The sequence below is a fragment of the Roseobacter sp. HKCCD5988 genome (assembly GCF_037830355.1).
In the GTDB taxonomy this organism is placed as follows: domain Bacteria; phylum Pseudomonadota; class Alphaproteobacteria; order Rhodobacterales; family Rhodobacteraceae; genus M30B80.
The window spans coordinates 471,173-493,426 of the sequence record NZ_JBBLYJ010000001.1 but is presented as its reverse complement, the minus strand read 5'-3'; the positions used below and the strand labels follow the sequence as shown (position 1 = coordinate 493,426).

Below are 22,254 nucleotides of genomic sequence, written 5' to 3'. Positions count from 1 at the left end.
CGGGCAATTGACCCACGGGCCAAGCATCGCTACCACGGGACTGGAGCCCAACCCATGAATAAGGACGTCCAATGACCGCTGCATCTGACCGCTTGATTGTTGCCCTTGATGTGCCACATGCGGTGGCGGGTTTAGAATTGGCCGTCAAACTTGGCAATGCAGTCAGCTTTTACAAAATCGGCTTGGGGATGCTGACGGGCGGCGGGCTTGCGTTGGCACAAGAGCTGAAAGACGAACACGGCAAGCGCATCTTCCTCGACATGAAGCTATTCGATATCGGCGCAACAGTCGAAGCGGCGGTGCGCGGGCTTGCCCAATTCGACCTCGATTTTCTGACTGTGCATGGTGATCCCCATGTGGTGCGCGCGGCAAAAGAAGGCGCTTCTGGTCACAAGACCAAGATACTGGCTGTGACCATCCTCACCTCACTGGATCGTGCGGATTTAGACGCAAGCCTGATCACCGCAGGCGACATTCCCGATCTGGTCACAACCCGCGCTGCGCGTGCCTTCGAAGCGGGCGCAGATGGGGTTATCGCCTCACCACAGGAGGCCGCAATGATCCGCGCCCTGCCCGAGGCCGCAGGACGCCTCATCATCACCCCAGGTGTGCGCCCCGCAGGCAGCGCGCTTGGCGATCAAAAGCGCGTTGCCACACCAGCCCAAGCCATCGCGGATGGTGCCGATCACATCGTGGTGGGTCGCCCAATCTGGCAAGCCGCCGACCCCGCTGCAGCCGCCCGCGCCGTGTTGGCGGAGATTGGCTAAGGGCGCCGCCCATGCCCGCCCTCTGCCGCGATTGTCTGAGCGAGTTTGAGGCAGGCAGCCGCTGCCCCGACTGCGGGCGGCCAAATGTGATCTCTCATCCTGAACTGTTCGATCTATCCATCGCGCATATGGATTGTGACGCATTTTACGCTTCGGTGGAAAAACGGGACAATCCCGACCTTGCGGATAAACCCCTAATCATCGGTGGCGGGCGGCGTGGTGTCGTCTCAACTGCCTGTTATATTGCCCGCATCCGTGGCGTGCGCTCTGCCATGCCGATGTTTCAGGCTCTTAAACTTTGCCCTGACGCGGTGGTGCTGCGGGGGCGGATGTCGCATTACGCGGCAGTCTCGCGCGAAATTCGCGCATTGATGAACGAACTGACCCCCGCGATTGAGCCGTTATCCCTTGACGAGGCCTTTTTGGATCTCTCGGGCACGGGCAAATTGCATGGTCACCCGCCCGCTGTGATGTTAGCGCGCTTGGTCAAACGAATGAAAACCGAATTGGGGCTGACGGGGTCGATTGGCCTCAGCCATAATAAATTTCTGGCCAAAATCGCCTCTGACCTCGACAAGCCACAGGGCTTTGCGGTGATTGGCCAAGCGGAAACACAAGATTTCTTGACCCAAAAGCCCGTGTCGATGCTGTGGGGAATTGGCGCAGCCGCACAGGCGAATTTGCAGGCGGCGGGCATTCACAAAATCGGTGATCTGCGCCGTTGGCCCAAAGATGAATTGATCGCACGTTTCGGCGCATGGGGCGCGCGACTGCATGATTTGTCTTTCGGACGGGACAACCGCAAAATCTCGGCTACGCGCGAGGTGAAATCAATCTCAAACGAAACCACCTTTCCCAATGATCTCCGTGATCCTGATTTGCTCGATGGACATATCTGGCGTCTGGCAGAAAAGCTATCGGCACGCGCAAAGGCGCAGGGGCTTGCAGGGCGTGTTGTGGTATTGAAATTGAAAACCCATGATTTCAAAACGCTGACCCGCCAGACCGCTCTGCCCGATGGCACGCAAATGGCAGACCGCATTTATGCGCAAGCCGCGCAATTGCTTGCGGCTAATCTGAAATTTGCGCCCTTTCGACTGATCGGTTTGGGGCTGGGGGATTTGATCCCCGAAGCTCAGGGGGATCGCGCAGGCAATCTGCTTGACCCACAAGAGGCCAAACGCTTCCAAGCGGAACGCGCCTCGGATGAAATTCGCAAAAAATTTGGCGATCAAGCGATCGTAAAGGGCCGCGCGCTGCGATGATCACTCAGCGGCAAGGGGCTGCGCGTCAGTTTCCTTAAAGGCCTCAATGACCTGAGCCAAAGCCGCTGTGACCCGCATACGGGTATCTTCGAACCCATCATTTTGGGCAATCGCCGCCTCATCCATATAAAGAGCGCGGTCAATTTCGATTTGCACAGCATGAAGCCCGCGGCTCGGCTTGCCATAGGCTTGGGCAATATACGCCCCTGCAAAGGGCGTGTTGCGCGCCACAGTGAACCCTTGCTCTTCAAAGGCGGTATGGACAAGATCAACAATCTCACGATCTGCGGCACCACCAAACCGATCCCCTATAATGAGATCGGGGCGCTTACTTTTGCTGCCCACCAAAGCTGCGCCCAAGGCGTCATGGGGCATGGAATGCATATCCAGCAAAATGGCGCGGCCAAATTGCGCGCGCGCCGCAGCCATCAAATCACTCAGACAGGCGTGATAGGGATGCCAAACACGGGCCAGACGCGCCTCAGCCTCAGCGAGGGTGATCTTACCGCGATAAATGCTGCGCCCATTGGCCACCACGCGCGGAATCACCCCAAGCCCTGCCGCAATGCGTGGCGATGCCGCCCCCCGCGCCACCCCGAAGATGACAGCGGGATCCAATTCATCCGCATTGCGATTGAGATCAACATAGGCACGCGGAAATCGAGCCTTTAAAAACGGAACCCCAAATTCAGCAGTGCGTTCCGCCAAAAGATGCACAAACGCATCTTCGGAACTGCGGATTTGGTGGGGATCAATATCAATCGCGCCCAGAAACTCTGCAGGATAGACATCACCAGAATGCGGCGAAGCCACAACAACAGGGGCCAGATGCACCTCTGGCAAGGTCAAATCATAGGCGGGACTGCTATTTTGTGCGTTTCTCATGTGTTGGATATAGCCCAGTTCTGGAAAATACCAAAAGCCCTTGAACCGCCCCGCGATTCCTTTTAAAGACCGCGCTACTGCGGAACGGGCTTGGCTCGTGACGTCCGTTTTTCTGTTTCATTTGGCTTTACCTTAAGGCCGCGTGGAACAAGCGGTGCGATCCGTAAGGACATCGGGCGGTTAGCTCAGCGGTAGAGCACTACGTTGACATCGTAGGGGTCACTGGTTCGATCCCAGTACCGCCCACCATCGGCACAATCCCGTGCCAAACGAACAAAGGCGCACCGCCGCGCCGCGAGAAGGAGAAGACCCATGAAGGTCAAGAATTCGCTCCGTTCGCTCAAGCAGCGTCACCGCGATTGCCGCGTCGTGCGCCGCAAGGGCCGCGTCTATGTGATCAACAAGACGCAGCGCCGCTTCAAAGCCCGTCAGGGCTAAGCCAAGCGCAAGAGCTTATGATCTAATGAAAAACGCCGCCCTCTTTTGGGGCGGCTTTTTTCTTTGAGCCTACCAACCAGATTGGCGATCTTCTAATTCGTCCAAACTATAGCTGTCTTGGATTTGATCTGAGACATCCTCACGATAACGCGGATCTTGGCCCATGCAATTCGGCCCACAGATCAGATAGGCGACCCCATCCCCTCAGTCATTGAACCATAGCCGCCCCCCCGGTGTGGCGACATATCCATTGACGCCTTCGTCTATGTCGCCCGCGAGATCCTCAACGGACGGCACCTCACTATCGGCATCAGGATCATAGCCTGCATGGGTGTGGAAGGATGCCGTAACCTCGACAAAGCGGCTTTCATCCCCACGCGACAGACAGGAATCCGATGTCCCCCGTGTCACCTCGGTCGCCATATAGGTGCCATCGGGCATCAGGCCAATATAGCAGCAATATTCACGATTCTCCGCGAAAGATCGGCTTTGCAGTTCTAACAATATCTCGCGCGCCGCCTCCATCTCGCCCGCAGGTTGGGCCGTGGCCATGATCGGACAAAGGCCAAAAGCCCCAAGCATCACTATGTGCCGCATCTTCATTTTTCATAAAACCCCAAGAAACCCCTCTTGTCGCAAATTTGCGGCCCGCACCAAAATGGGGCAAGTTTTCTGCGACACGGCACACCAAACGGCCCCACAATTCCCTAAAAAGAGGCATAAAAAACACAATAACACCGCCGCAGATACGATGATGCGCCGTCTTGCAACTCGCCCGCGCATATGCGCTTTTGTGCCAAAAGCGCGGTTACCGCAAAAAGCTGGCTCGCCTAAAGACAGACCCGCATTTGGAAGGAAGAGGGCATGACACATATCTGGCTGCGCGCCGAAGAACGCGAAAGCGAGGAGCGGGTGGGACTAACCCCCGAAGGCGCTGCCGCACTGATCGCCAAAGGCATGAAAATTACGGTTGAAGAAAGCCCTGCGCGCGTGATCCCTTTGGAGGGGTATATCAAGGCAGGCTGTGCAACCGCACCCTTTGCCTCATGGGCTGATGCCCCCCAAGATGCGATCATCTTCGGCCTCAAAGAATTGCCAGAAACCGATCAACCCCTGCACCATCGTCACATCATGTTCGGACATGCCTATAAGGGCCAACCTGCAGGACAAAGGTTGTTGAAACGATTCAAGGCGGGCGGCGGCACGCTTTACGATTTGGAATATCTGGTCGATGAAAATGGCCGCCGTGTAGCCGCCTTTGGATATTGGGCGGGGTTCGCGGGCGCGGCATTGTCGCTGAAGGCACTTATTGCACAACCCAACGTCATGGGGCCGATCCAAGGCTATCCCAACAAAGACACTTTGATTGCCGAATTGCAGCGTGAGATGACAGCAATTGATCTGCCCCGCGCCATCATCATCGGTGCCTTGGGGCGGGTCGGGACAGGCGCGCGCGATCTTTGCGCGGCACTTGGTATTCCAGTGACTGCTTGGGACATGGCAGAAACGGCCTCAGGCGGGCCATTCCCAGAAATTCTGGATCATGAAATGTTTCTCAATTGCATTCTCGCGGATCCTTCTGTGCCCGTATTTGTGCCGCAAAGCGCCAAAGAGGCCCCGCGCACATTGCGCGTCATTGGGGATATTGCTTGCGATCCAAGTTCCGATTTCTCGCCCATCAAGGTCTATGATCATGTCACCACATGGGGGGAACCTGCGTTGCGGGTGCATGATGCGCCACCATTAGATGTCACGGCGATTGACAATCTACCCTCTCTCTTGCCGCTAGAAAGTTCGGAAGATTACGCCGCGCAGCTTTTGCCATCTTTGCACGGGTTAGGGGATTTGACCCAAGGCGTGTGGGGCCGCGCCAAGGCCCGCTTTGACCACCATATCGCACAAGTTTAAGGGAGTTTAGATCATGACAATTCATTGGTGTGGAACAGGTCTGTCCTCCATTCCAGGCCTGCGCCATCTGATTGAAACCGAAGGCGATGTGGTCGTGTGGAACCGCAGTGTCGACAAAGCTAAGGCCGCTGTGGGGGATATCGCAAAAGACATCCGCGCGTTTGATATAGCAGCCCTCACCGAAGCCACGAAAAAGGGCGATGTGGTAATCTCAATGCTGCCTGCCGATATGCATGTGCCGCTTGCCACAATGGCGATTGCGGCAGGGGCACATTTTGTCTCCTCCTCATATATCGCACCTGAAATGCGCGCATTGGATGAGGCGGCACGCAAGGCTGGGGTTCGCGTGATCAATGAAGTGGGCCTTGACCCTGGCATTGACCATTTGATGGCCCATGCCCTTATGCATGACTATCGCAACAGTGCTGCTTTTGACCCGCAAAATGCGCATGATTTCATCTCTTACTGCGGCGGGATTCCCAAAATCCCGAACCCGTTTCGCTACAAATTCAGCTGGTCGCCGCTTGGCGTTCTCAAAGCACTGCGGTCGCCTTCGCGTTCCATTGCCGATGGCAAAGAATTGAACGTCTCGCGGCCTTGGGATGCGATTTCGCACTACACCGCACCCCTTGAAACGCCACAGGAATTTGAGGTCTATCCAAACCGCGATAGCCTGCCTTTCATGGCCGAATACGGGTTTGAAACCAATTGGAATGTGCAGCGCTTTGTGCGCGGCACTTTGCGGCTTGATGGGTGGTCTAAGGCATGGGCGCCCGTGTTCCGCGAAATAGAAACCCTCGAGGGGGCGGCGGGCGATGCGCGGCTGCGCGAGATGTCTGACCAATTCTGGCGCGAAAATTCCTATGAGGCAGATGAGCCAGACCGAGTTGTTTTATGCGTCTCTCTCAAGGCTGAGGTCGCGGGAACTGCGCAGTGGCACAAAACCTATGTGATGGATGCATGGGGCGATGCGCGTGGCACAGCGATGGCGCGGCTTGTCTCAACCCCTGTCGCACTGGCCGTCAAAGCGGCAATCACAGGGGCCGTGCCTGCGGGCGTGTCCGCAGCGCCGCATGATATCGGGCTTGTCCGCGACTGGATGGAGGTTGTGGGAACCCTTGCCCAAAGCCTGTCTGTGGTCGACCATCTCGCCTAGAAAATGCGGTAATAAAGCCAATCGGGGAAGAACTGACTGACCCTGAAAAACGCGCCAAAGCCCCATGGAAAACTGCAACTGAATTTCTTGCGCCGCATATGGCGCAAGAAAATATCTGCCGCAGGGGCGGCGTCCATGATGAACGGCATGGCAAAATTGTTCTTATCGGTCAGCCTTGTGCGGATGAAACCAGGGTTGACCAGTTGCACTGCAACATTGCTGCGCCGCATATCCACACGCAGGGATTCCGCCATATGCATCACCGCTGCCTTCGATGCGCCATAGCCCGTGGCCGAAGGGAGGCCACGAAAGCCCGACAGACTGCCCGTGATGACGATATGACCTGCATCCTTTGCCACGAATTGCGGCACGACATGGCCCAAGACGCGCGCCGCACCCATGACATTGATATCCATCATCGCCAAGACTTGGTCACTATCCCAAGCGCTGGCATGCATCGGCCAATAAACGCCTGCAAGATAGACTATCCCATCTATATCGCCGACATACCTAGCGGCTTTGGCCACGCTTTTCGCATCACTGACATCCATGGGCACAACCCGAGATGGGCCGTTTAGGCGTGTCGCAACCTCGTTAAGCCGCGCCTCAGATCGGGCGGATAAGATCACCTCCGCGCCCGCGCCAGATAATTTTTCAGCCAAGGCTGCACCCAATCCTTCGGATGCGCCGACAAGCCAATATGTCTTTCCTGCAAAATCTCGCATAAAATCCCCATCTCTCTCGCGAAGGTAAACCTAGCGCGCGCGTTCTTTTGGCAAAGGTGTGATGCTCAGAATCGTGATCGCAAGCAGCTTGAGCGCGCAAGGAACCGCCGCATAGAGCAGCACCAAGCGCGACAATGCCGCTTCGGGATTGGTGGCACCCGCCTCAAACCCTGCGGCCTCCAACAGGGGCAATAGGGTAACGGCGGCGAAGGCCAAGGTGAATTTGGTCGCGAAGGACCACAATCCGAAGGCTGCGCCCGCCTCGGGTGCGATTTTGGACAAATGACGCGAGAAAATGGCAGGCAGGATCGTCAAATCTGCCCCAAGCGCTATGCCCGAAGCCAAACAGATCAAAGCAAAAGCGACCACATCGCCCGCCCCCAAAGCGAGGGTGAAGGCGAAGGCCAAAATCGACAAAGCCATACCAAACAACAATATAGGCTTGGCCCCAAAGCGCATGGCGGCCCGTGTCCAAAATGGGGCGGAAAGCGCGGCAGCAAGGAAGAACAATAACAAAAGCGGCCCCTCCCATCCAAAGGCCTGCAACACCCCTTCAACGTAGAACAGGAAAAGGGTGGAGGTCACCGCGACTGGGGCGGCATTGATCAAAGCAATGCCCAACAAACGCCGCGCCGTCTGATCGCGCAAGATTGTGCCAAAGGCGGTTGGTGGTGTCGCCGCCGCCTGCCCCCAGTCAGGGCGCATCAAAACATAGGCAAGGGCGCAAAGACCCACAAAGCCAATCGCAAAACCCGTAAACGGGTTGGGCAAGAAGCTTGCCAATGCAATCGGGGCAACTGACGCCAAGCATACCCCTAACAACCCCCCCATTTCGCGCCATGTGGCAAGGCGCAAATGACCATCGTTTCCAAGCCGTTCGGCGGTTTGCACACCCTCGGCGTAAAAGCAGATCGTGAGGAAGGAGAAAGACGAGAATAATCCGATTAAGGTCAGCGCAAACCACCACATAGGGGCAATCGGGGGCGCAATGGCAAAGAGGCCATACATGGAGGCGGCAAGGATCGTCACAGCGCCCGCCACCATGCCCCCCCGATAGGCGCGAGTGGTGCGTGCCAACCATCCCAAAGCAGGGTCTTGCACCACATCAGACAACCGCAAGCCAAAAAGGATGCCCCCCAGCGCCGCAAGGCCCAAGCCATATTCATCGACATAGAATTTAGGGGCATGGATATAAATGGGCAGGCCCGCGCTCGACAGCATGGCGGCAAAAACTGCGTAGCCCGCCAAGGGCGCGCTGCGCTTAACCATCAAGACACCTCGCGTTCGGGCGGCTCAGGGCGCGGGCGATAGGGCGCGCCCTTGATCCATAATTTCAGCGCCTGCCAATGGATCAGACCCAAAACCCTGCGCGATCCAAAAGGCCGCCGCCATAAGGCGCGCAAGATATCGCCATTGCGCAACGGACGGCGCGCGCCGGTCAGCGTGGCATAAAGCCCCTCATTCCCCGTGGCATAATCAATGAAAATCCCCACCCGATCCGCACGAATATCAAAGCGGAATTCATAACCGCCCTCAATTTCTTGGAAGGGCGAGACGTGGAAGATCTTTTTCGCCCGCAAAATATCGTGACGGGTGATTTCCTCGAGATCTTCGCGATGGCAAAGATAGGAATGCCGATCACCGAAAGTATTAGACACTTCGGCAATAACAACGCGCAGGCGCGCTTGGGTATCATAGGCCAGCCAAAAACTGACAGGGTTGAACACATGACCCAAGAGACGCGGCTGCGCCAAAAGCATCAGTTGCCCTTGGGTCTGCTCGGCCAATCCATGCGCGGCCAAAACAGCGCGCGCCCAACTGGCCCCCGCTCCGTTTTTGGGCGCACCGCCATGGTCAAGATCCCGTAAGGCCGCAAGATTTCCCTTGTTCCGGCCAAACAATGCGGGGGCAATCAGATCATCCGCCTCTGCATCAAGCATCACGTAATCAATGGAATATCGAAACGCATTTTCCACAGCGCCCCTGCGGCCATGAAACGTTTCGCCTGCGATATAATCCACCGATGATGACACTGCTTTCTCCCGTCAGGCCGCCGCGACCATGCGATCCCGTTCGGCCATGGCATTGACCACATCAATCGCACTGGCCAACCCGTCCTCATGGAACCCATTTTTCATCCACGCCCCGCAGAACCAAGTATTTCCGGTGCCATTCATGGCCCGCACTGTGCCTTGCGCAGCTAATGCGGCCAAATCATAAACGGGATGACGGAAGGTTGCTGTGTCATAGATCAAATCATCTGCAATTTCACCGCGGCTGTTCAATGTCACAAACAGCGGGTCAGATTTTGGGATGGGTTGCAGGCGGTTCATCCAATAGGTCAGATCAATTGGGCCACCGCTATGGCCTGCGCGCTCGGTGTAATTCCAACTTGCCCATGTGACTTCGCGTAAAGGCATCGCGCGGCGATCTGCGTGCAACACCATTTCGTTGGGCTGATAGCGGACTGCGCCAAGGGCGGCTTGTTCTTGCGCGGTCGGATCCGCCAAGAGCGCCAAACTGTCATCAGAATGTGTTGCAAAGACCACCTCGTCAAAGCGCTGCCATTGGCCATCGCGGCGGATCTCAACACCGCCCGCCACGCGCTTGACCTTGTCCACGCCTGCATTGGTGACGATGGTCACACCACGCTCGCTCAACGCGCGCTCAAGCCGCGTGACATATTCAATAGAGCCGCCATGCACAGTCCACCATTGGTGTTGGCCTGACGCCTGCAGCAAGTTGTGGTTCTGGAAAAACCGCACAAGGGCCTGGGCGGGGAAATCCATGATCTCCTCTTTTGGGGTCGACCAAATCGCGCCAGAAATTGGGGTCAGATAGTAATCGCGAAACCACGCGCCCATACCCAACTCATCCATGAACTCGCCCAAGGTTTGTGAGCTGTCATTGGCCAAACTGGCCGCCTGCGCATTGAAGCGCATGATGTCGGCCAACATGCGCAGATATTGCGGCCGCATAAGGTTTTTGCGTTGCGCGAAGAGCGCCTTAAGCGAATGCAGGCCATATTCAATCGCCCCGCCCCCGATTGAGGCCGCAAAACTCATGTCACTCTCGACAACAGGAACCTTCAACTCTTCGAACAAACGCACCAAATTGGGATAGTTGACGTAGTTGAATACGATGAACCCCGTATCAACAGGCTGATCGCGGTGGCGGCCTGCCACCACAGTGCGGGCATGCCCTCCAAGGCGATGCTCCGCTTCAAACAAGGTTACGTTGGCATTTGGCGCAAGGTAATAGGCGGCCCCCATCCCAGAGATCCCTCCCCCGATGACGGCCACAGTGCGAGGGGGGGCGGGAGGTGTTTCAAATGGCACGGATGTTTTCCTTGTTAGTGTTCTTTCTCTGTCTAGCCAAGTTTACGCCCCCTGTCGCGCCTTGGATTAAAAATTGCCTCAATTTTTTCTAAGCGTGCGTCAAAGTTCGAAGGGCGGACGGCCCTCACGATAATTTTTTGATCCAACCCTGTAACCTGCGCGTAACCGTGTTATGCTCGACCTTGATGTTCATAATTTGACGGCAGGTAACCCTCGCGATGCACATTGCGCGCAAGGTCGGCATGAGTCAGCCCCCGCTGATGCGGAACCGCTGATGTCAAAACCGCTGACCCCTCCCCCCCTCAAAGCGCAGTCCTGCGAATGGATCGCCGAAGTGATGGCGATTGCGCAAGATCGTGATCAATCGGCCTTCGCTGCTTTGTTTCGGCATTTCGCGCCACGCGTTAAGGCCTTTTTGATCAAGTCAGGCGCGGATGAGGCGCTAGCGGAAGAATGCATGCAGGATGTGATGGCCACTTTGTGGCGCAAGGCACATCTGTTTGATCCCGCACGGGCCTCGGTTGCGACATGGATTTTCACCATTGCGCGGAACCGCAAGATTGACCTGTTGCGCAAATATGCACGACCAGAGCCAGAAGATTTACCATGGGGGCCAGAGGCAGAACCCGACCAAGAAGATGTTCTTGCCCTCCAACATGAGAGCCGCAAACTGGCCGAAGCCCTTAAAAGACTACCTCAGAAACAAAGAGTTTTGATCGAAAAAGCCTATTTTGGGGATCTCAGCCATGGCGAGATTGCAACGGAAACAGGCCTGCCCCTTGGCACGATCAAATCGAGAATTAGGTTGGCGCTAGAGAGATTGCGTCATAATATGAGCCAAGCGACCAAATGACCGAAGTAAAACACCATATCAGTGACGACTTTTTGATCGGCTACGCAGCAGGCAGTTTGCCTGCGGCTTTCGATCTTGTTGTCGCCACTCATGTCTCGCTCAGTGATGACGCCCGCGCAAGGCTGCATGCCTTTGATGCGGTTGGCGGCTGCATCCTAGACGAAATGGACGAGGCCCCCCTTGCACAGGAAAGCCTTTCCAAAACCCTGAGCCTTATCAATGAAAACGCCGCATCAGAAGCGGCCAGCTCGCAAAATCACACTCGGCCAGAAGATGGCATTTTCCCTGCCCCGCTGCGCGATATGATTGGGTGCGATCTGGCAGATGTGAAATGGCGCCCGATTGGAATGGGCTGCAAGCAAGCGATTATCAGCGAAGGCAAGGACGCCACCGCGCGGCTTTTGTTCATTCCAGCGGGCCAAGCGATGCCCCGCCACACACACCGCGGAACCGAAATGACCTTGGTGCTTCAAGGGGCCTATCGTGATGAAACCGACCGTTTCGGGCGTGGTGACATCGAAATTGGTGATGAAACCATGAACCACACCCCTGTGGCTGAGGCGGGTGAAGATTGCATTTGTCTGATTGCCACTGATGCGCGCCTGAAATTTGAAGGCCTCTTGCCGCGTATCGCGCAAACATTCCTGCGCATCTGATCAACTGGCCGCTTTCCATTCACGCCCTGCTTGGCTAGGCAGGGGCGTGAACAGGCGAAAGGGCGCTCTCATGTCCAACAAAGTCGTGCTTATGGGTGTAAAAGGCGGGCCTGCAATTCGCCCCAATGGCCCAATGCCCACCTCTAGCTTGCTTGAGATTGCAGGGCGCAGCTGTGTTGTGGATTGCGGACTTGGTGTGTCCAAGGGGCTTGTGCAGACAGGGCTTTCGCTCAAATCGCTTGATCTGATTTTCATCACCCATCTTCATTCAGACCATATTTTGGAATTGGGTGGATTGATCCACACCGCTTGGACATCTGGCCTTGCCACCCCTGTCCATGTTTACGGCCCCAAAGGCATTGGCGCAGTATGGGAAGGGTTCCTTGCGTCCCTCGCTTTCGATATTGACCTACGCATTGATGATGAGGGCCGCCCCGATTTGCGTGGGTTGGTGACGATCACCGAATATGATGAGGGCATCGTGGCAAATCTGCCAAATGGCCTAGTGGTGCGCGCGTTGCGGGTTGATCACCCCCCCATTCTTGATTGCTTTGCGCTACGCTTTGACAGCCCTGACTGGTCAGTCTGTTTTTCAGCCGATACCGCATATTTCCCACCTTTGGCCGATTTCGCCCGTGGATGTGATCTCTTGATCCACGAAGCCATGCTTGAGGCAGGGGTGGATCGCTTGGTCGCCCGCACCACGGGCGATGGGGCAAAACTCAAAGCGCATATTGTGCGCGCCCATACAGAGGCGCGTGATGCTGCCGAAATTGCACAAGCTGCTGGCGTGCCGCGTCTGGCCCTGCACCACCTTGTGCCCGCAGATGACCCCGAGATCACAGCCGATCACTGGCGCGCGGCCTGTGCAGATGCGTTCTCAGGCGAAATCATCATCGGTTACGATGGATGTGTAATAGAAGGGCCAAACCCATGAGCAAAAAGCGCAAATTCGGGCCCGATCGTGCCGAGCTTTGGTTTCGCTTCTGCTTTTCCTTGGTGGGTGTGGCCGCGCTTGGCGGTGCTGTCGCGTATCGCGGCCTGCCATCTGGCCCCGCAATGGCAGAGATTGGCATCATTGCGGGTGGGTTTTTCATTGGCAGCGCGATTTGGTCAGCATGGCGTTTGATTACGCGCGATCATCCCTAAGCCTCCCATGACCGAATTCGTCTACAGCCCCCCAAACACGCCCCTTGAATTGATCCATGAGGATCATGAACTGCTGGTCGTCAATAAGCCCGCTGGTCTTTTATCTGTTCCAGGCAAGGGGGATCATCTGAAGGATTGCCTGATCACCCGCCTTCAAGCCGCCTTTCCTGAGGCCCTGTTGGTGCATCGGCTGGATATGGATACCTCTGGCGTGATTGTCTTCGCGCGCACCCCCGCTGCGCAGCGCCATTTGGGGCTGCAATTTGAAAAGCGGATGATGAAGAAATCCTACCTCGCCTTGGTCTGGGGCCAAGTTGACCGCAAAGAGGGCGTGATTGATTTGCCCCTGATTGTGGATTGGCCAAACCGCCCCTTGCAAAAAGTCTGCCACGAGACGGGCCGCGCAGCGGTGACGGAATGGAAGGTCTTGCGGCATGACGAGACAAGCACACGGATGCGGCTGTTCCCCCAAACGGGCCGCTCGCACCAATTGCGTGTCCATATGCGGGAATTGGGACATCCAATTTTGGGCGATCCGTTCTATGCTACAGGGCCTGCACGCGACTTTCCGCGTCTCATGTTGCACGCAGAAACCCTGCGTCTGCGCCACCCTGATGGCGGGCGTAGCATGACCTTTCGTGCGAAAAACCCGTTCTAGGAACTGCGGCGCTTTGCCATGCCATAATTAGAATAATTCTAAAGATTGGGTCTGTAAGGCGCGAGGTAGCTTTCCTATATCGAGGGGGTAACGGCAAAAAAGGAACCTCCCCCATGGGCTTACGTATCAATGACATTGTCCCCAATCTTGAACTGACCACCGATCATGGCACCTTTAAATTCCATGATTGGATTGGCGATCAATGGGCCATTTTATTCTCTCACCCCAAAGATTTCACACCCGTCTGCACCACGGAATTCGGCGCAGTCTCGCAGCTTGGCGCAGAATGGGCCAAGCGCGGCACCAAAGTTATTGGCCTTTCCGTGGACAGCGTGGAAGAGCATGGCAAATGGAAATCAGACATTGAAAGCTTTGCTTCCGCCAAGGCCGAATTTCCAATCATTGCAGACCTTGATCTGACCGTGTCCAAAGCCTTTGATATGCTGCCAGCCGAGGCCTACCTGCCCGATGGTCGCACCGCCGCAGATAGTGCAAGCGTGCGCTCGGTCTTCATCATTTCGCCTGACAAGAAGGTGCAAGTGATCATGACCTACCCCATGTCGGTTGGGCGCAATTTTGCCGAAGTTTTGCGCGCTCTGGATGCGTTGCAAGCCACCTTCGGACAGCCAATTGCAACACCTGCAAATTGGCAACATGGCCAAGATGTGATCGTGGCCCTCTCGCTCAATGACGATCAAGCGCGTGAAAAGTTTGGCGAGATTGATGTGAAATTGCCTTACCTGCGCACCACGAAACAGCCAAGCTAATCAAAAAAGCCCCCGACACTCGGGGGCTTTTTATTTTACGCGGCAGTGCCGTTGCCTGTGATGGCGTAATTCGGTCTGTGCAGATGCACGACCGTTCCAATCTGCAATTTTTCATAAAGCTCGATGACATGCGCGTTGACCATACGCACGCAGCCCGATGACGCGCTGGTGCCAATTGACCAAGGCTGTGGCGTGCCATGAATGCGCAAATAGGTGTCACGATCCCCGTCATAAAGATAAAGCGCGCGCGCACCCAATGGGTTTTCTGGCCCACCGGGGACACCGCTTGCAAATTCTGCGTAAAGGTCTGGTTCGCGCGCAATCATCGCGGCTGTCGGTTGCCAACTGGGCCATTCAACCTTGCGGCGGATCGTATATTGCCCAGGCGCTTGCAGGCCCGAACGGCCAACAGCCACGCCATAGCGCATAGCCGTGCCATCATCGAGAATGTGGTATAGATATTTTGCAATCGGGTCGACATGCACATGACCTGGCACCATGCCACCCTTATGCACAATCCGTGTCGGCATCAGCCGGGGATGTAACCCCCACGGGTTTGGGCCTTGTGGTTCGGGGCGCTCAATCGTCTCGTCAAAGCCTACGGCATCTTGTGCCACGGCTGGGGTCGCAAGAAAAGCGGCGCTGCCTGCAAGAAACTGTCTGCGATCCATAGCAAAATCCATCGTTATGGGGCCAATTTATTAGCCGAAATATGCCGCAACTGCCCCTAGTGACACAAGAACATCACGCATTGGGGCGGTTAACATTTGCGTCAGTGACGCCTTGGTAAAAACCCCCGCAACCAAGGCTGCGGGGGTTTTCTTAGTCTCAGGCGGGGCTTACTCCGCTGATGCTTCTTCTTCGCTGCGTTCTTCGCCAGTCTCTTGGTCAACCATTTTCATGGCCAAACGCACTTTGCCGCGGTCGTCAAAGCCCAAGAGCTTCACCCAGACCTCTTGGCCCTCCTGAAGAACATCGCTTGGATGGTTCAGACGGCGGTTTTCGATCTGGCTGACATGAACGAGACCATCGCGCTTGCCGAAGAAATTCACGAAAGCACCGAAATCAACGATTTTGACAACTTTGCCTTTGTAAACCTTGCCTTCTTCAGGCTCAGCTACGATGGAATAGATCATATCATAAGCCACTTTGATGGCGTCTTGGTTCGCACTTGCGATCTTGATGATGCCATCATCATTGATATCAACCTTGGCGCCCGAGGTTTCCACGATCTCGCGGATCACTTTACCGCCAGACCCGATCACGTCGCGAATCTTGTCGGTTGGGATTTGCATGGTCTCAATGCGTGGGGCATGTGCCGAGAACGCATTGGCCGAAGACAATGCCTTGGCCATTTCGCCAAGGATATGCATCCGCCCTGCTTTCGCCTGCGCAAGCGCCTTTTTCATGATTTCAGGGGTGATCCCTGCAACCTTGATGTCCATCTGCAGCGAGGTGATCCCCGCTTCAGTGCCTGCCACTTTGAAATCCATGTCGCCAAGGTGATCTTCATCACCAAGGATATCGGTCAAAACAGCGTAGGAGCCATCTTCTTCCAAGACCAGACCCATGGCTACGCCCGCAACAGGGGCTTTCAACGGCACGCCTGCATCCATCATCGACAGGGAACCACCACAGACCGAAGCCATTGAGGAAGACCCGTTCGACTCTGTGATCTCAGAAACAACGCGGATCGTGTAAGGGAAATCGGTTGGCGCAGGCAGAACCGCCTGCAACGCACGCCAAGCCAACTTACCATGGCCGATTTCACGGCGACCTGGTGAGCCAACACGCCCAACCTCGCCCACAGAATAGGGGGGGAAGTTGTAATGCAGCAGGAAGTTTTCTTTGAAATTGCCATGCAGCGCATCGATGAATTGCTCATCATCGCCTGTGCCAAGCGTGGTCACAACCAAGGCCTGAGTTTCACCACGGGTGAACAGCGCCGAGCCATGCGTGCGGGGCAGAAGACCCGTTTCGCTGACAATCGAACGAACCGCATCCAAGGCACGGCCATCAATCCGCTTGCCGTCTTTCACAACCGAACCACGCAGAACCGAAGATTCCAGCTTCTTCAGTGCCGAACCAAGGTTTTCATCTGCCAATTCTTCTTCGGAAAGCTGCGCTTTGATCGCTTCTTTTGCGGCGGATACAGCGGCAACGCGGTCTTGTTTATCAAGGATCGCATAGGCGTCACGCATCTGCGCTTCGCCCAAGGACTTCACCTTTTCATACAGCGCGCTGTAATCGGGTGGGGTGAAATCAAACGGCTCATTCGCCGCAACTTCTGCCAGATCAATGATCAGATCAAGCACGGGCTGCATTTGCTCATGGGCAAATGTGACCGCGCCGAGCATTTCATCCTCGGTCAGTTCATAGGCCTCGGATTCAACCATCATCACGGCGTCTTTGGTGCCCGCCACAACCAGATCCAAACGCTGGTCGGGGTTGTTGCGCAGACCCTGCATATCGTCAACGGTCGGGTTCAGGATGTATTCCCCATCCTCAAAGCCAACGCGGCAGCCTGCAATCGGCCCCATGAAAGGCACGCCCGAAATGGTCAGCGCTGCAGAAGCGGCGATCATCGCAACGATGTCGGGATCATTCACCAAATCATGGCTGAGAACCGTACACATCACGAGAACTTCGTGCTTGAAGCCCGAAACGAACAAGGGGCGAATGGGTCGGTCGATCAAGCGCGCGGTCAGCGTCTCTTTTTCGGTAGGACGCGCTTCGCGCTTGAAAAAGCCACCAGGCACCTTGCCTGCGGCGTAGTATTTCTCTTGGTAATGCACAGTCAGCGGAAAGAAATCCTGACCTGGCTTAGCTTCTTTGGCGAAGGTCACATTTGCCATAACGCTGGTTTCCCCAAGCGTTGCGATCACTGTGCCATCTGCCTGACGGGCAACCTTGCCCGTTTCTAGGGTGAGGGTTTCCTCGCCCCATTGAATCGATTTTTTCACTTCGTTGAACATCATCATTTCCTGTGTGGAAGCACTCCCAAGCCTTCTCGGGTCTTCCGTTTCATTGGCGGCCCCATTGCCGCCGACCCCCTTCATCATCCCATGCGCCGGGGTCGTTGCGTCACGTCTCAGATGCGCGCCACATAGCGCAGATTGTGCGATATGAAAAGCATAGACAGAAATCGCGCCTGAAATATCCAATGATCAAATGAAAAACGCCCGCTGACGGGATCAGCGGGCGCTTCAAACTGATAAAGGCAAAGATTAGCGGCGGATACCTAAACGCTCGAGGAGCGACTGGTAACGCGCTTCGTCTTTCCCACGCACATAATCAAGCAACTTACGGCGCTGAGCAACAAGCTTAAGCAAGCCGCGGCGCGAATGGTTGTCTTTTGCGTGAGTTTTAAAATGCTCAGTCAGCGTAGTGATGCGCGATGTCAGGATCGCGATCTGCACCTCGGGGGAACCAGTGTCGCCCTCTTTGGTGGCAAATTCTTTGACCAAACGGTTCTTTTCTTCAGCAGTAATCGACATCGGGCTCTCCTTTACATTAGAGGGTTGCAGCACAGGCCGGGATGTCGTCCAGCAAGGCCATTTCCCCACAGCGCAAGCGCCATGGATTGCGGCCACATAGGGGGGAATCGCGGAAATGAAAAGGCTTTTTTGATCTGTGCCGCCCAGGTCCGTTAACCTTGAGCGCAAATTTTCATCCAAAACCGCGGGGATTTATGGCATCTTCGGGCCTCGCCATACGCCGTTCATCGGCGCTTGGCATCACGCATCTGCTGCTGCCATAGCATCAAATTTTGCCATTAGGGCAAGGTTCGCGCCACATCACGCAAATCCGGTGATCTTTTGAGGGTATCGCATAATGTGCGGGAGTGGGTGATGCTTGCGCTTACAGGTTTGATCAGTTTGATCGCGGCGGGCTATGCCGCTGCAGGTATGTTTGACCTGCAATTGGATGAGGCCGAAGACTGGCCTGCGGAAAATGATCCGCAGATCACACCCCTGACCCTAAATTCTGCCCCGCTTGGGTTTTTGATCATGGGGGGCGAACAGCCTGACGCATTGATCGGCAGCGATGGTAACGATGAAATTCTCGGCGAGGATGGTGATGACATTTTGCTCGGCGGTTTGGGACGGGACGTTCTATATGGCGGCACGGGCGATGACCTGATTGGTTTAGATCGCGATGATGTAGCGTTTGGTGGCTTCGGTGCAGATACATTCGCGCTGTCCATTGATCCGCTCAATGGCTCCGATCAGCTTCCGGAAATCGCTGATTTCTCCCGCGGCGCCGATAAATTGGTGGTGAATTTAGCAGGCGACTGGGGCAGCGCCCCGAGCGTCACCTATGACAACACTACCCTTCCTGGAAATATCACGCTCTATGTCAATGATATGCCGGTTGCATTTCTCAGCGACATCTCCGACCTATCCGTTGATGACCTTGAATTTAATCTCCCCGATGGCGTGAGCATCGCCGACATTGCGCCGCGTTTCCCTGATCTGCTTGGGCCGAACACGCCACCTGCGCCCACTGGGCCAGTTTCTTCCCCAACACTTAATCTGCCAGAGGCCAATACCCCAGACCCAAGCCTCTCCGATTTGATTGACGAAAGCCTCGCACCCGCCGTTGAGGCGCGCGCCGACATGGCCGACAAGCTTGGCCCCGTCTCAAACGATGCAATAACGGGCAGCGATGGGAATGACACAATCACAGGCGGCCTCGGCAATGATGCAATATTTGGAAATGACGGCAATAACATCCTCCAAGGCGGGGAAGGTGCGGATGAGTTGGTTGGGGATGGCGGTGATGATGGTATCCTTGGCGGCGCGGGAAATGACTTTATTGACGGCGGCGAAGGCAATGATGCGCTGATCGGTGAAACGGGGGATGATTACATTCTCGGCGGTGAAGACGATGACATCATTCTCGCGGGCCTCGGCAATGACAGCCTCACGGGCGGGGCAGGTCATGATCTCACTCTGGGCGGCGCTGGCAATGATGGCATTGACGGGATCGTTGATGAGGCCGCAGGGGGCAGCGCTGACGATTTATCAGGCGATGAGGGTGACGACACCATCATCGCAGGCGCGGGCGATACCGTATTCGCGGGCAGTGGCGCAGATTTAATTATCGCGGCACCCTTGCTGCAACAGGCAGGCACCGCCGCACATATCCTAGACTTCGACCCTCAAGAGGATCGGATTGAACTTCTCTATGATCCGACCACAAACCCTGACCCAAGCCTTGAACTGCGTGAAATAGATGGCAGGACAGATGTCTATCTTGATGGCAATCTCGCCCTAGCCCTGGGTCAGATAACGGGCCTAAATCCCGACAATATCCATCTGCGCGCAATTGGCGGCATGTCCTAAAGAAAATGCGCCCGTAAGGCGGCCAAAACCGCCTCGGGCTGTTCTTCGGGCATGAAATGGCCTGTATTGGCCACGGCCTGCCCCGTCACGTTTTCCGCCCATGCCCGCCAGATCCCCAAAGGATCACCCGTGCGCGCGGGAAAGCCTGCCTCAGCCCAGAGAAAGCAGAGAGGCGCCGTGATCATCCGACCCGCCGCCCGATCTTCTGCATCCAATCCGCGATCAAAAAATGCGCCCGCGCGGTAATCGTTGCACATTGCTGCAATGCGCGCAGGATCAGCCGCTTGGGCGCGATAGGCGGCCAAAGCCGCGTCAGAAAAGGCGCTTAGATCTTTGGCATATGTCCACGAGGCCAATGTCCAATCCATATAGGCCGGCCCATCTGTCGCGATCATCCGCTCGGGCAAAGGGGCGGGCTGCGCCAGGAACGTCCAGTGATAGGCCTTCATCGCCAATTCCGCATCCCATGCCGCCCAAAAATCAACGGTCGGAACGATTTCCAAAATCGCCAAACGCTCAAGCCTATCAGGATGATCCAAAGCAAAGCGATAGGCCACGCGTGCGCCGCGATCATGCCCCGCAATATGGGCCTTTTCGATGCCGAAATGATCCATCACGCCCGCCACATCCAAAGCCATCTCACGCTTGGAGTACATGCGATGTTCTTCATCGGCGGCGACAACTTCACTCTCACCATAGCCGCGCAAATCAGGGATGATCACATGAAAATCGCGGGCCAAATCGAGCGCGACTTTTGACCAGCACATATGGTTTTGAGGATAGCCATGCAGCAAAATCAAGGGCGCACCATGACCGCCATGATGCACTGAAAGCGTGATCCCGTTGGTTTTGATTTGTTCCTTCACAAAACCTGAAATCGCGCTGTCCATCGGTGCCTCCAAGATCAATTCCACAAAATTGGCGTGGTCGAATAGGGAATATAGAGCGGGTGTTTGGGATGACCTTCCTTCGACAATCCCAAATGGTAAAGCGGTTTTTCAACTTGGCGCAGCAATGCCGCCACCTGCGCCCCCCGCCCCAAAAACGCCCCATGCGCCCCCCATGCACAGATGATCTGATGCGCTGCAGTTGCGCATTCTAAAATGGCATCATCATTGGCAGGCCCAATCGGATCAGCGGCGGCACGCATCGCGCGGGGGTCTGTGTCGCGCCATGCGAAAATATTCACCACTGTGAAGCTGCCAAACCCAAGCGCGCGCGCACGGCGTTCGCAGCGCTCGACTGTGGGGTCGTTTTGCGTCTCGGTCGCGGTGGAGGGGTTCAGCATCACAAACCCCACGCGCTGGCCGTCCCCCTCCCAAATCCGCGTGAGGCTATAGCGATAGGCCTCGCAATCGGAATAGACCGCCTCTGACGCGGCATCACCCTTTTGGAACGCGCGGCGGATCACAGGTTGAACACGCGGCTCGGATGCAGCTCGCCCCCCATATACCGCCCAATGGCAACAGGCCGCCCCTCAAAACTGGCCCATGCTTGATCACCATAATTGGGTGCAGCATCCATCACCTGCCCAGGGTTTCCAACCCGCAGGCGCTGCGCGCCTTCTGAGGTTGCGCGCAAATGTGGCAAACCGTCCAACGCATGTTCGAGTGGCAAGAGAGCCGCATCAAGCGCCGTGGTTTTTGCGGCCAATTCAACCTGTTCCAAGCTCACAGCATCGTCCAAGTCAAAAGGCCCCGACCACAGACGGCGCAACCACGCAACATGGCCGTAACAGCCCAATGCGGCACCCAAATCGCGCGCAATCGCGCGCACATAACCACCCTTGCCGCAGACCATCTCTAAGACAGCAGACTCAGGGTTTTTGCGCGAAACCAGATCAAGCGTCTCAACGTAAAGCGGTCGCGCGGATAGTTCCAAATCTTCGCCCGCGCGCGCCAAGGCATAGGCGCGCTGGCCATCTATTTTCACAGCTGAATACTGCGGCGGAATTTGCGTGATATGCCCCCGAAACGTGGCTAGGCCCGCACGAATGTCGTCATCACTCGGCCTCAACTCAGAGCGCGCGGTCACCTCGCCCTCGGCATCATCAGTATTGGTCGCCGCGCCAAAGGTGACTTCAAACTCATAGGCTTTGAGGGCATCGGTGATGTAAGGCACCGTCTTGGTTGCTTCGCCAAGCGCCACCGCCAAGAGACCTGTCGCCTCAGGATCAAGCGTGCCTGCATGGCCCGCTTTATTCGCATCCAACGCCCATTTCACTTTGTTCACCACAAAGTTGGAACTCACCCCCGTAGGTTTATCGACAATCAACCAGCCTGAAATGTCGCGTCCCCGTTTGCGCCGTGCCATGCGTGATCCTTCCAAAATCCAAGAGGGG

At 56.0% G+C, this 22,254-nt stretch carries 24 protein-coding genes and 1 tRNA gene; 13 read left to right on the top strand and 12 right to left on the bottom strand.

All coding sequences use genetic code 11. The annotated features are described in order from the left end of the window. Positions 1 to 71 precede the first annotated feature (71 nt). Both pyrF and AAC636_RS02505 read left to right on the top strand, forming a co-directional pair. Positions 72 to 767 carry an orotidine-5'-phosphate decarboxylase gene (pyrF, locus tag AAC636_RS02510; protein ID WP_340300291.1) on the top strand — a complete coding sequence of 232 codons (696 nt, stop codon included), beginning with the start codon at positions 72 to 74 and terminating at the stop codon, positions 765 to 767. Positions 768 to 778: 11 nt separating this feature from the next. Then, a complete protein-coding gene (locus AAC636_RS02505; RefSeq protein WP_340300290.1) occupies positions 779 to 2,032 on the top strand; it encodes a DNA polymerase IV in 1,254 nt (417 codons plus the stop codon). Here AAC636_RS02505 and AAC636_RS02500 read toward each other — a convergent pair whose 3' ends face one another. Beyond that, the gene (locus AAC636_RS02500; protein ID WP_340300289.1) at positions 2,033 to 2,917 is read right to left on the bottom strand and encodes an N-formylglutamate amidohydrolase; all 885 of its coding nucleotides are present in this window, start codon (positions 2,915 to 2,917) and stop codon (positions 2,033 to 2,035) included. A gap of 174 nt (positions 2,918 to 3,091) precedes the next feature. Between AAC636_RS02500 and AAC636_RS02495 the strand changes: the two genes are divergently transcribed. Together AAC636_RS02495 and ykgO are read left to right on the top strand one after the other, a co-directional pair. Continuing rightward, positions 3,092 to 3,166 (top strand) — tRNA-Val (locus tag AAC636_RS02495). 63 nt (positions 3,167 to 3,229) lie between these two features. Further along, positions 3,230 to 3,355 (top strand): type B 50S ribosomal protein L36, encoded by a 126-nt coding sequence (ykgO, locus tag AAC636_RS02490; RefSeq protein ID WP_012177066.1) that lies wholly within the window; start codon positions 3,230 to 3,232, stop codon positions 3,353 to 3,355. Positions 3,356 to 3,559: 204 nt separating this feature from the next. On the opposite strand, the gene AAC636_RS02485 is transcribed toward ykgO, so the two are convergent. Next, positions 3,560 to 3,952: a DUF4329 domain-containing protein gene (locus AAC636_RS02485; RefSeq protein WP_340300288.1), complete on the bottom strand. Its 393-nt coding sequence runs from the start codon at positions 3,950 to 3,952 to the stop codon at positions 3,560 to 3,562. Positions 3,953 to 4,219: 267 nt separating this feature from the next. On the opposite strand from AAC636_RS02485, the gene AAC636_RS02480 reads away from it, so the two are divergent. Beyond that, a complete protein-coding gene (locus tag AAC636_RS02480; protein WP_340300287.1) occupies positions 4,220 to 5,263 on the top strand; it encodes a saccharopine dehydrogenase in 1,044 nt (347 codons plus the stop codon). Between the two features lie 13 nt (positions 5,264 to 5,276). Continuing rightward, entirely contained in the window at positions 5,277 to 6,419 is a 1,143-nt protein-coding gene (locus AAC636_RS02475) for a saccharopine dehydrogenase family protein (protein WP_340300286.1), read from the top strand. Here the strand turns inward: AAC636_RS02475 and AAC636_RS02470 are convergent. The 4 genes from AAC636_RS02470 to AAC636_RS02455 are packed head-to-tail and all read right to left on the bottom strand — an operon-like array spanning position 6,416 to position 10,482. Next, a complete protein-coding gene (locus tag AAC636_RS02470; RefSeq protein ID WP_340300285.1) occupies positions 6,416 to 7,144 on the bottom strand; it encodes an SDR family NAD(P)-dependent oxidoreductase in 729 nt (242 codons plus the stop codon). The genes AAC636_RS02475 and AAC636_RS02470 overlap by 4 nt on opposite strands. Before the next feature lie 30 nt (positions 7,145 to 7,174). Further along, positions 7,175 to 8,413, bottom strand: a complete 1,239-nt coding sequence (locus AAC636_RS02465) for an MFS transporter (RefSeq protein WP_340300284.1) — start codon at positions 8,411 to 8,413, stop codon at positions 7,175 to 7,177. Beyond that, a complete protein-coding gene (locus tag AAC636_RS02460) occupies positions 8,413 to 9,177 on the bottom strand; it encodes a DUF1365 domain-containing protein (RefSeq protein WP_340300283.1) in 765 nt (254 codons plus the stop codon). The genes AAC636_RS02465 and AAC636_RS02460 overlap by 1 nt, the downstream gene beginning before the upstream one ends. Positions 9,178 to 9,189: 12 nt before the next feature. After that, positions 9,190 to 10,482 (bottom strand): NAD(P)/FAD-dependent oxidoreductase, encoded by a 1,293-nt coding sequence (locus AAC636_RS02455; protein ID WP_340300282.1) that lies wholly within the window; start codon positions 10,480 to 10,482, stop codon positions 9,190 to 9,192. 337 nt (positions 10,483 to 10,819) lie between these two features. On the opposite strand from AAC636_RS02455, the gene AAC636_RS02450 reads away from it, so the two are divergent. The 6 genes from AAC636_RS02450 (at position 10,820) to AAC636_RS02425 (ending at position 14,565) form a co-directional block, all read left to right on the top strand. Beyond that, on the top strand, positions 10,820 to 11,335 hold the full coding sequence (locus AAC636_RS02450) for a sigma-70 family RNA polymerase sigma factor (protein ID WP_445322551.1): 516 nt from the start codon (positions 10,820 to 10,822) through the stop codon (positions 11,333 to 11,335). Next, positions 11,332 to 11,991: a ChrR family anti-sigma-E factor gene (locus tag AAC636_RS02445; RefSeq protein WP_340300280.1), complete on the top strand. Its 660-nt coding sequence runs from the start codon at positions 11,332 to 11,334 to the stop codon at positions 11,989 to 11,991. Before AAC636_RS02450 ends, AAC636_RS02445 begins: the two co-directional genes overlap by 4 nt. A 70-nt stretch (positions 11,992 to 12,061) precedes the next feature. Beyond that, positions 12,062 to 12,928, top strand: a complete 867-nt coding sequence (locus AAC636_RS02440) for an MBL fold metallo-hydrolase (protein ID WP_340300279.1) — start codon at positions 12,062 to 12,064, stop codon at positions 12,926 to 12,928. Further along, positions 12,925 to 13,140, top strand: a complete 216-nt coding sequence (locus AAC636_RS02435; protein ID WP_340300278.1) for a hypothetical protein — start codon at positions 12,925 to 12,927, stop codon at positions 13,138 to 13,140. The genes AAC636_RS02440 and AAC636_RS02435 overlap by 4 nt, the downstream gene beginning before the upstream one ends. 7 nt (positions 13,141 to 13,147) lie before the next feature. After that, positions 13,148 to 13,798, top strand: a complete 651-nt coding sequence (locus tag AAC636_RS02430; RefSeq protein WP_340300277.1) for an RluA family pseudouridine synthase — start codon at positions 13,148 to 13,150, stop codon at positions 13,796 to 13,798. Positions 13,799 to 13,911: 113 nt separating this feature from the next. Then, the gene (locus tag AAC636_RS02425) at positions 13,912 to 14,565 is read left to right on the top strand and encodes a peroxiredoxin (protein WP_340300276.1); all 654 of its coding nucleotides are present in this window, start codon (positions 13,912 to 13,914) and stop codon (positions 14,563 to 14,565) included. A gap of 35 nt (positions 14,566 to 14,600) precedes the next feature. Here AAC636_RS02425 and AAC636_RS02420 read toward each other — a convergent pair whose 3' ends face one another. The 3 genes from AAC636_RS02420 to rpsO all read right to left on the bottom strand — a co-directional run bounded on the left by AAC636_RS02420 (position 14,601) and on the right by rpsO (position 18,062). Continuing rightward, positions 14,601 to 15,236, bottom strand: coding sequence for a L,D-transpeptidase (locus AAC636_RS02420; RefSeq protein ID WP_340300275.1), 636 nt, complete (start codon positions 15,234 to 15,236; stop codon positions 14,601 to 14,603). A 168-nt stretch (positions 15,237 to 15,404) separates the two neighbouring features. After that, on the bottom strand, positions 15,405 to 17,540 hold the full coding sequence (pnp, locus tag AAC636_RS02415; RefSeq protein WP_340300274.1) for a polyribonucleotide nucleotidyltransferase: 2,136 nt from the start codon (positions 17,538 to 17,540) through the stop codon (positions 15,405 to 15,407). Positions 17,541 to 17,792: 252 nt separating this feature from the next. After that, positions 17,793 to 18,062 carry a 30S ribosomal protein S15 gene (rpsO, locus tag AAC636_RS02410; RefSeq protein ID WP_317656736.1) on the bottom strand — a complete coding sequence of 90 codons (270 nt, stop codon included), beginning with the start codon at positions 18,060 to 18,062 and terminating at the stop codon, positions 17,793 to 17,795. 354 nt (positions 18,063 to 18,416) lie between these two features. On the opposite strand from rpsO, the gene AAC636_RS02405 reads away from it, so the two are divergent. Further along, positions 18,417 to 19,913, top strand: a complete 1,497-nt coding sequence (locus AAC636_RS02405) for a calcium-binding protein (protein ID WP_340300273.1) — start codon at positions 18,417 to 18,419, stop codon at positions 19,911 to 19,913. On the opposite strand, the gene AAC636_RS02400 is transcribed toward AAC636_RS02405, so the two are convergent. From AAC636_RS02400 to truB, 3 genes are read right to left on the bottom strand one after another with little or no spacing between them, the layout of a single operon-like run. After that, positions 19,910 to 20,803, bottom strand: coding sequence for an alpha/beta fold hydrolase (locus tag AAC636_RS02400; RefSeq protein ID WP_340300272.1), 894 nt, complete (start codon positions 20,801 to 20,803; stop codon positions 19,910 to 19,912). The genes AAC636_RS02405 and AAC636_RS02400 overlap by 4 nt on opposite strands. Before the next feature lie 14 nt (positions 20,804 to 20,817). Next, positions 20,818 to 21,324: a DUF1643 domain-containing protein gene (locus AAC636_RS02395; protein ID WP_340300271.1), complete on the bottom strand. Its 507-nt coding sequence runs from the start codon at positions 21,322 to 21,324 to the stop codon at positions 20,818 to 20,820. Continuing rightward, positions 21,321 to 22,226 carry a tRNA pseudouridine(55) synthase TruB gene (truB, locus tag AAC636_RS02390; protein WP_340300270.1) on the bottom strand — a complete coding sequence of 302 codons (906 nt, stop codon included), beginning with the start codon at positions 22,224 to 22,226 and terminating at the stop codon, positions 21,321 to 21,323. The genes AAC636_RS02395 and truB overlap by 4 nt, the downstream gene beginning before the upstream one ends. Between the last annotated feature and the right edge of the window lie 28 nt (positions 22,227 to 22,254).

Coding starts and splice junctions, on each gene's coding strand:
- pyrF (WP_340300291.1), top strand. CDS start 72: ATGACCGCTGCATCTGACCGCTTGATTGTTGCCCTTGATGTGCCACAT.
- ykgO (WP_012177066.1), top strand. CDS start 3,230: ATGAAGGTCAAGAATTCGCTCCGTTCGCTCAAGCAGCGTCACCGCGAT.
- AAC636_RS02435 (WP_340300278.1), top strand. CDS start 12,925: ATGAGCAAAAAGCGCAAATTCGGGCCCGATCGTGCCGAGCTTTGGTTT.
- AAC636_RS02475 (WP_340300286.1), top strand. CDS start 5,277: ATGACAATTCATTGGTGTGGAACAGGTCTGTCCTCCATTCCAGGCCTG.
- AAC636_RS02465 (WP_340300284.1), bottom strand. CDS start 8,413: ATGGTTAAGCGCAGCGCGCCCTTGGCGGGCTACGCAGTTTTTGCCGCC.
- AAC636_RS02445 (WP_340300280.1), top strand. CDS start 11,332: ATGACCGAAGTAAAACACCATATCAGTGACGACTTTTTGATCGGCTAC.
- AAC636_RS02430 (WP_340300277.1), top strand. CDS start 13,148: ATGACCGAATTCGTCTACAGCCCCCCAAACACGCCCCTTGAATTGATC.
- AAC636_RS02480 (WP_340300287.1), top strand. CDS start 4,220: ATGACACATATCTGGCTGCGCGCCGAAGAACGCGAAAGCGAGGAGCGG.
- AAC636_RS02400 (WP_340300272.1), bottom strand. CDS start 20,803: ATGGACAGCGCGATTTCAGGTTTTGTGAAGGAACAAATCAAAACCAAC.
- AAC636_RS02405 (WP_340300273.1), top strand. CDS start 18,417: ATGCTTGCGCTTACAGGTTTGATCAGTTTGATCGCGGCGGGCTATGCC.
- AAC636_RS02425 (WP_340300276.1), top strand. CDS start 13,912: ATGGGCTTACGTATCAATGACATTGTCCCCAATCTTGAACTGACCACC.
- AAC636_RS02450 (WP_445322551.1), top strand. CDS start 10,820: ATGGCGATTGCGCAAGATCGTGATCAATCGGCCTTCGCTGCTTTGTTT.
- rpsO (WP_317656736.1), bottom strand. CDS start 18,062: ATGTCGATTACTGCTGAAGAAAAGAACCGTTTGGTCAAAGAATTTGCC.
- AAC636_RS02420 (WP_340300275.1), bottom strand. CDS start 15,236: ATGGATCGCAGACAGTTTCTTGCAGGCAGCGCCGCTTTTCTTGCGACC.
- AAC636_RS02470 (WP_340300285.1), bottom strand. CDS start 7,144: ATGCGAGATTTTGCAGGAAAGACATATTGGCTTGTCGGCGCATCCGAA.
- AAC636_RS02440 (WP_340300279.1), top strand. CDS start 12,062: ATGTCCAACAAAGTCGTGCTTATGGGTGTAAAAGGCGGGCCTGCAATT.
- truB (WP_340300270.1), bottom strand. CDS start 22,226: ATGGCACGGCGCAAACGGGGACGCGACATTTCAGGCTGGTTGATTGTC.
- AAC636_RS02500 (WP_340300289.1), bottom strand. CDS start 2,917: ATGAGAAACGCACAAAATAGCAGTCCCGCCTATGATTTGACCTTGCCA.
- AAC636_RS02505 (WP_340300290.1), top strand. CDS start 779: ATGCCCGCCCTCTGCCGCGATTGTCTGAGCGAGTTTGAGGCAGGCAGC.
- AAC636_RS02485 (WP_340300288.1), bottom strand. CDS start 3,952: ATGCGGCACATAGTGATGCTTGGGGCTTTTGGCCTTTGTCCGATCATG.
- pnp (WP_340300274.1), bottom strand. CDS start 17,540: ATGTTCAACGAAGTGAAAAAATCGATTCAATGGGGCGAGGAAACCCTC.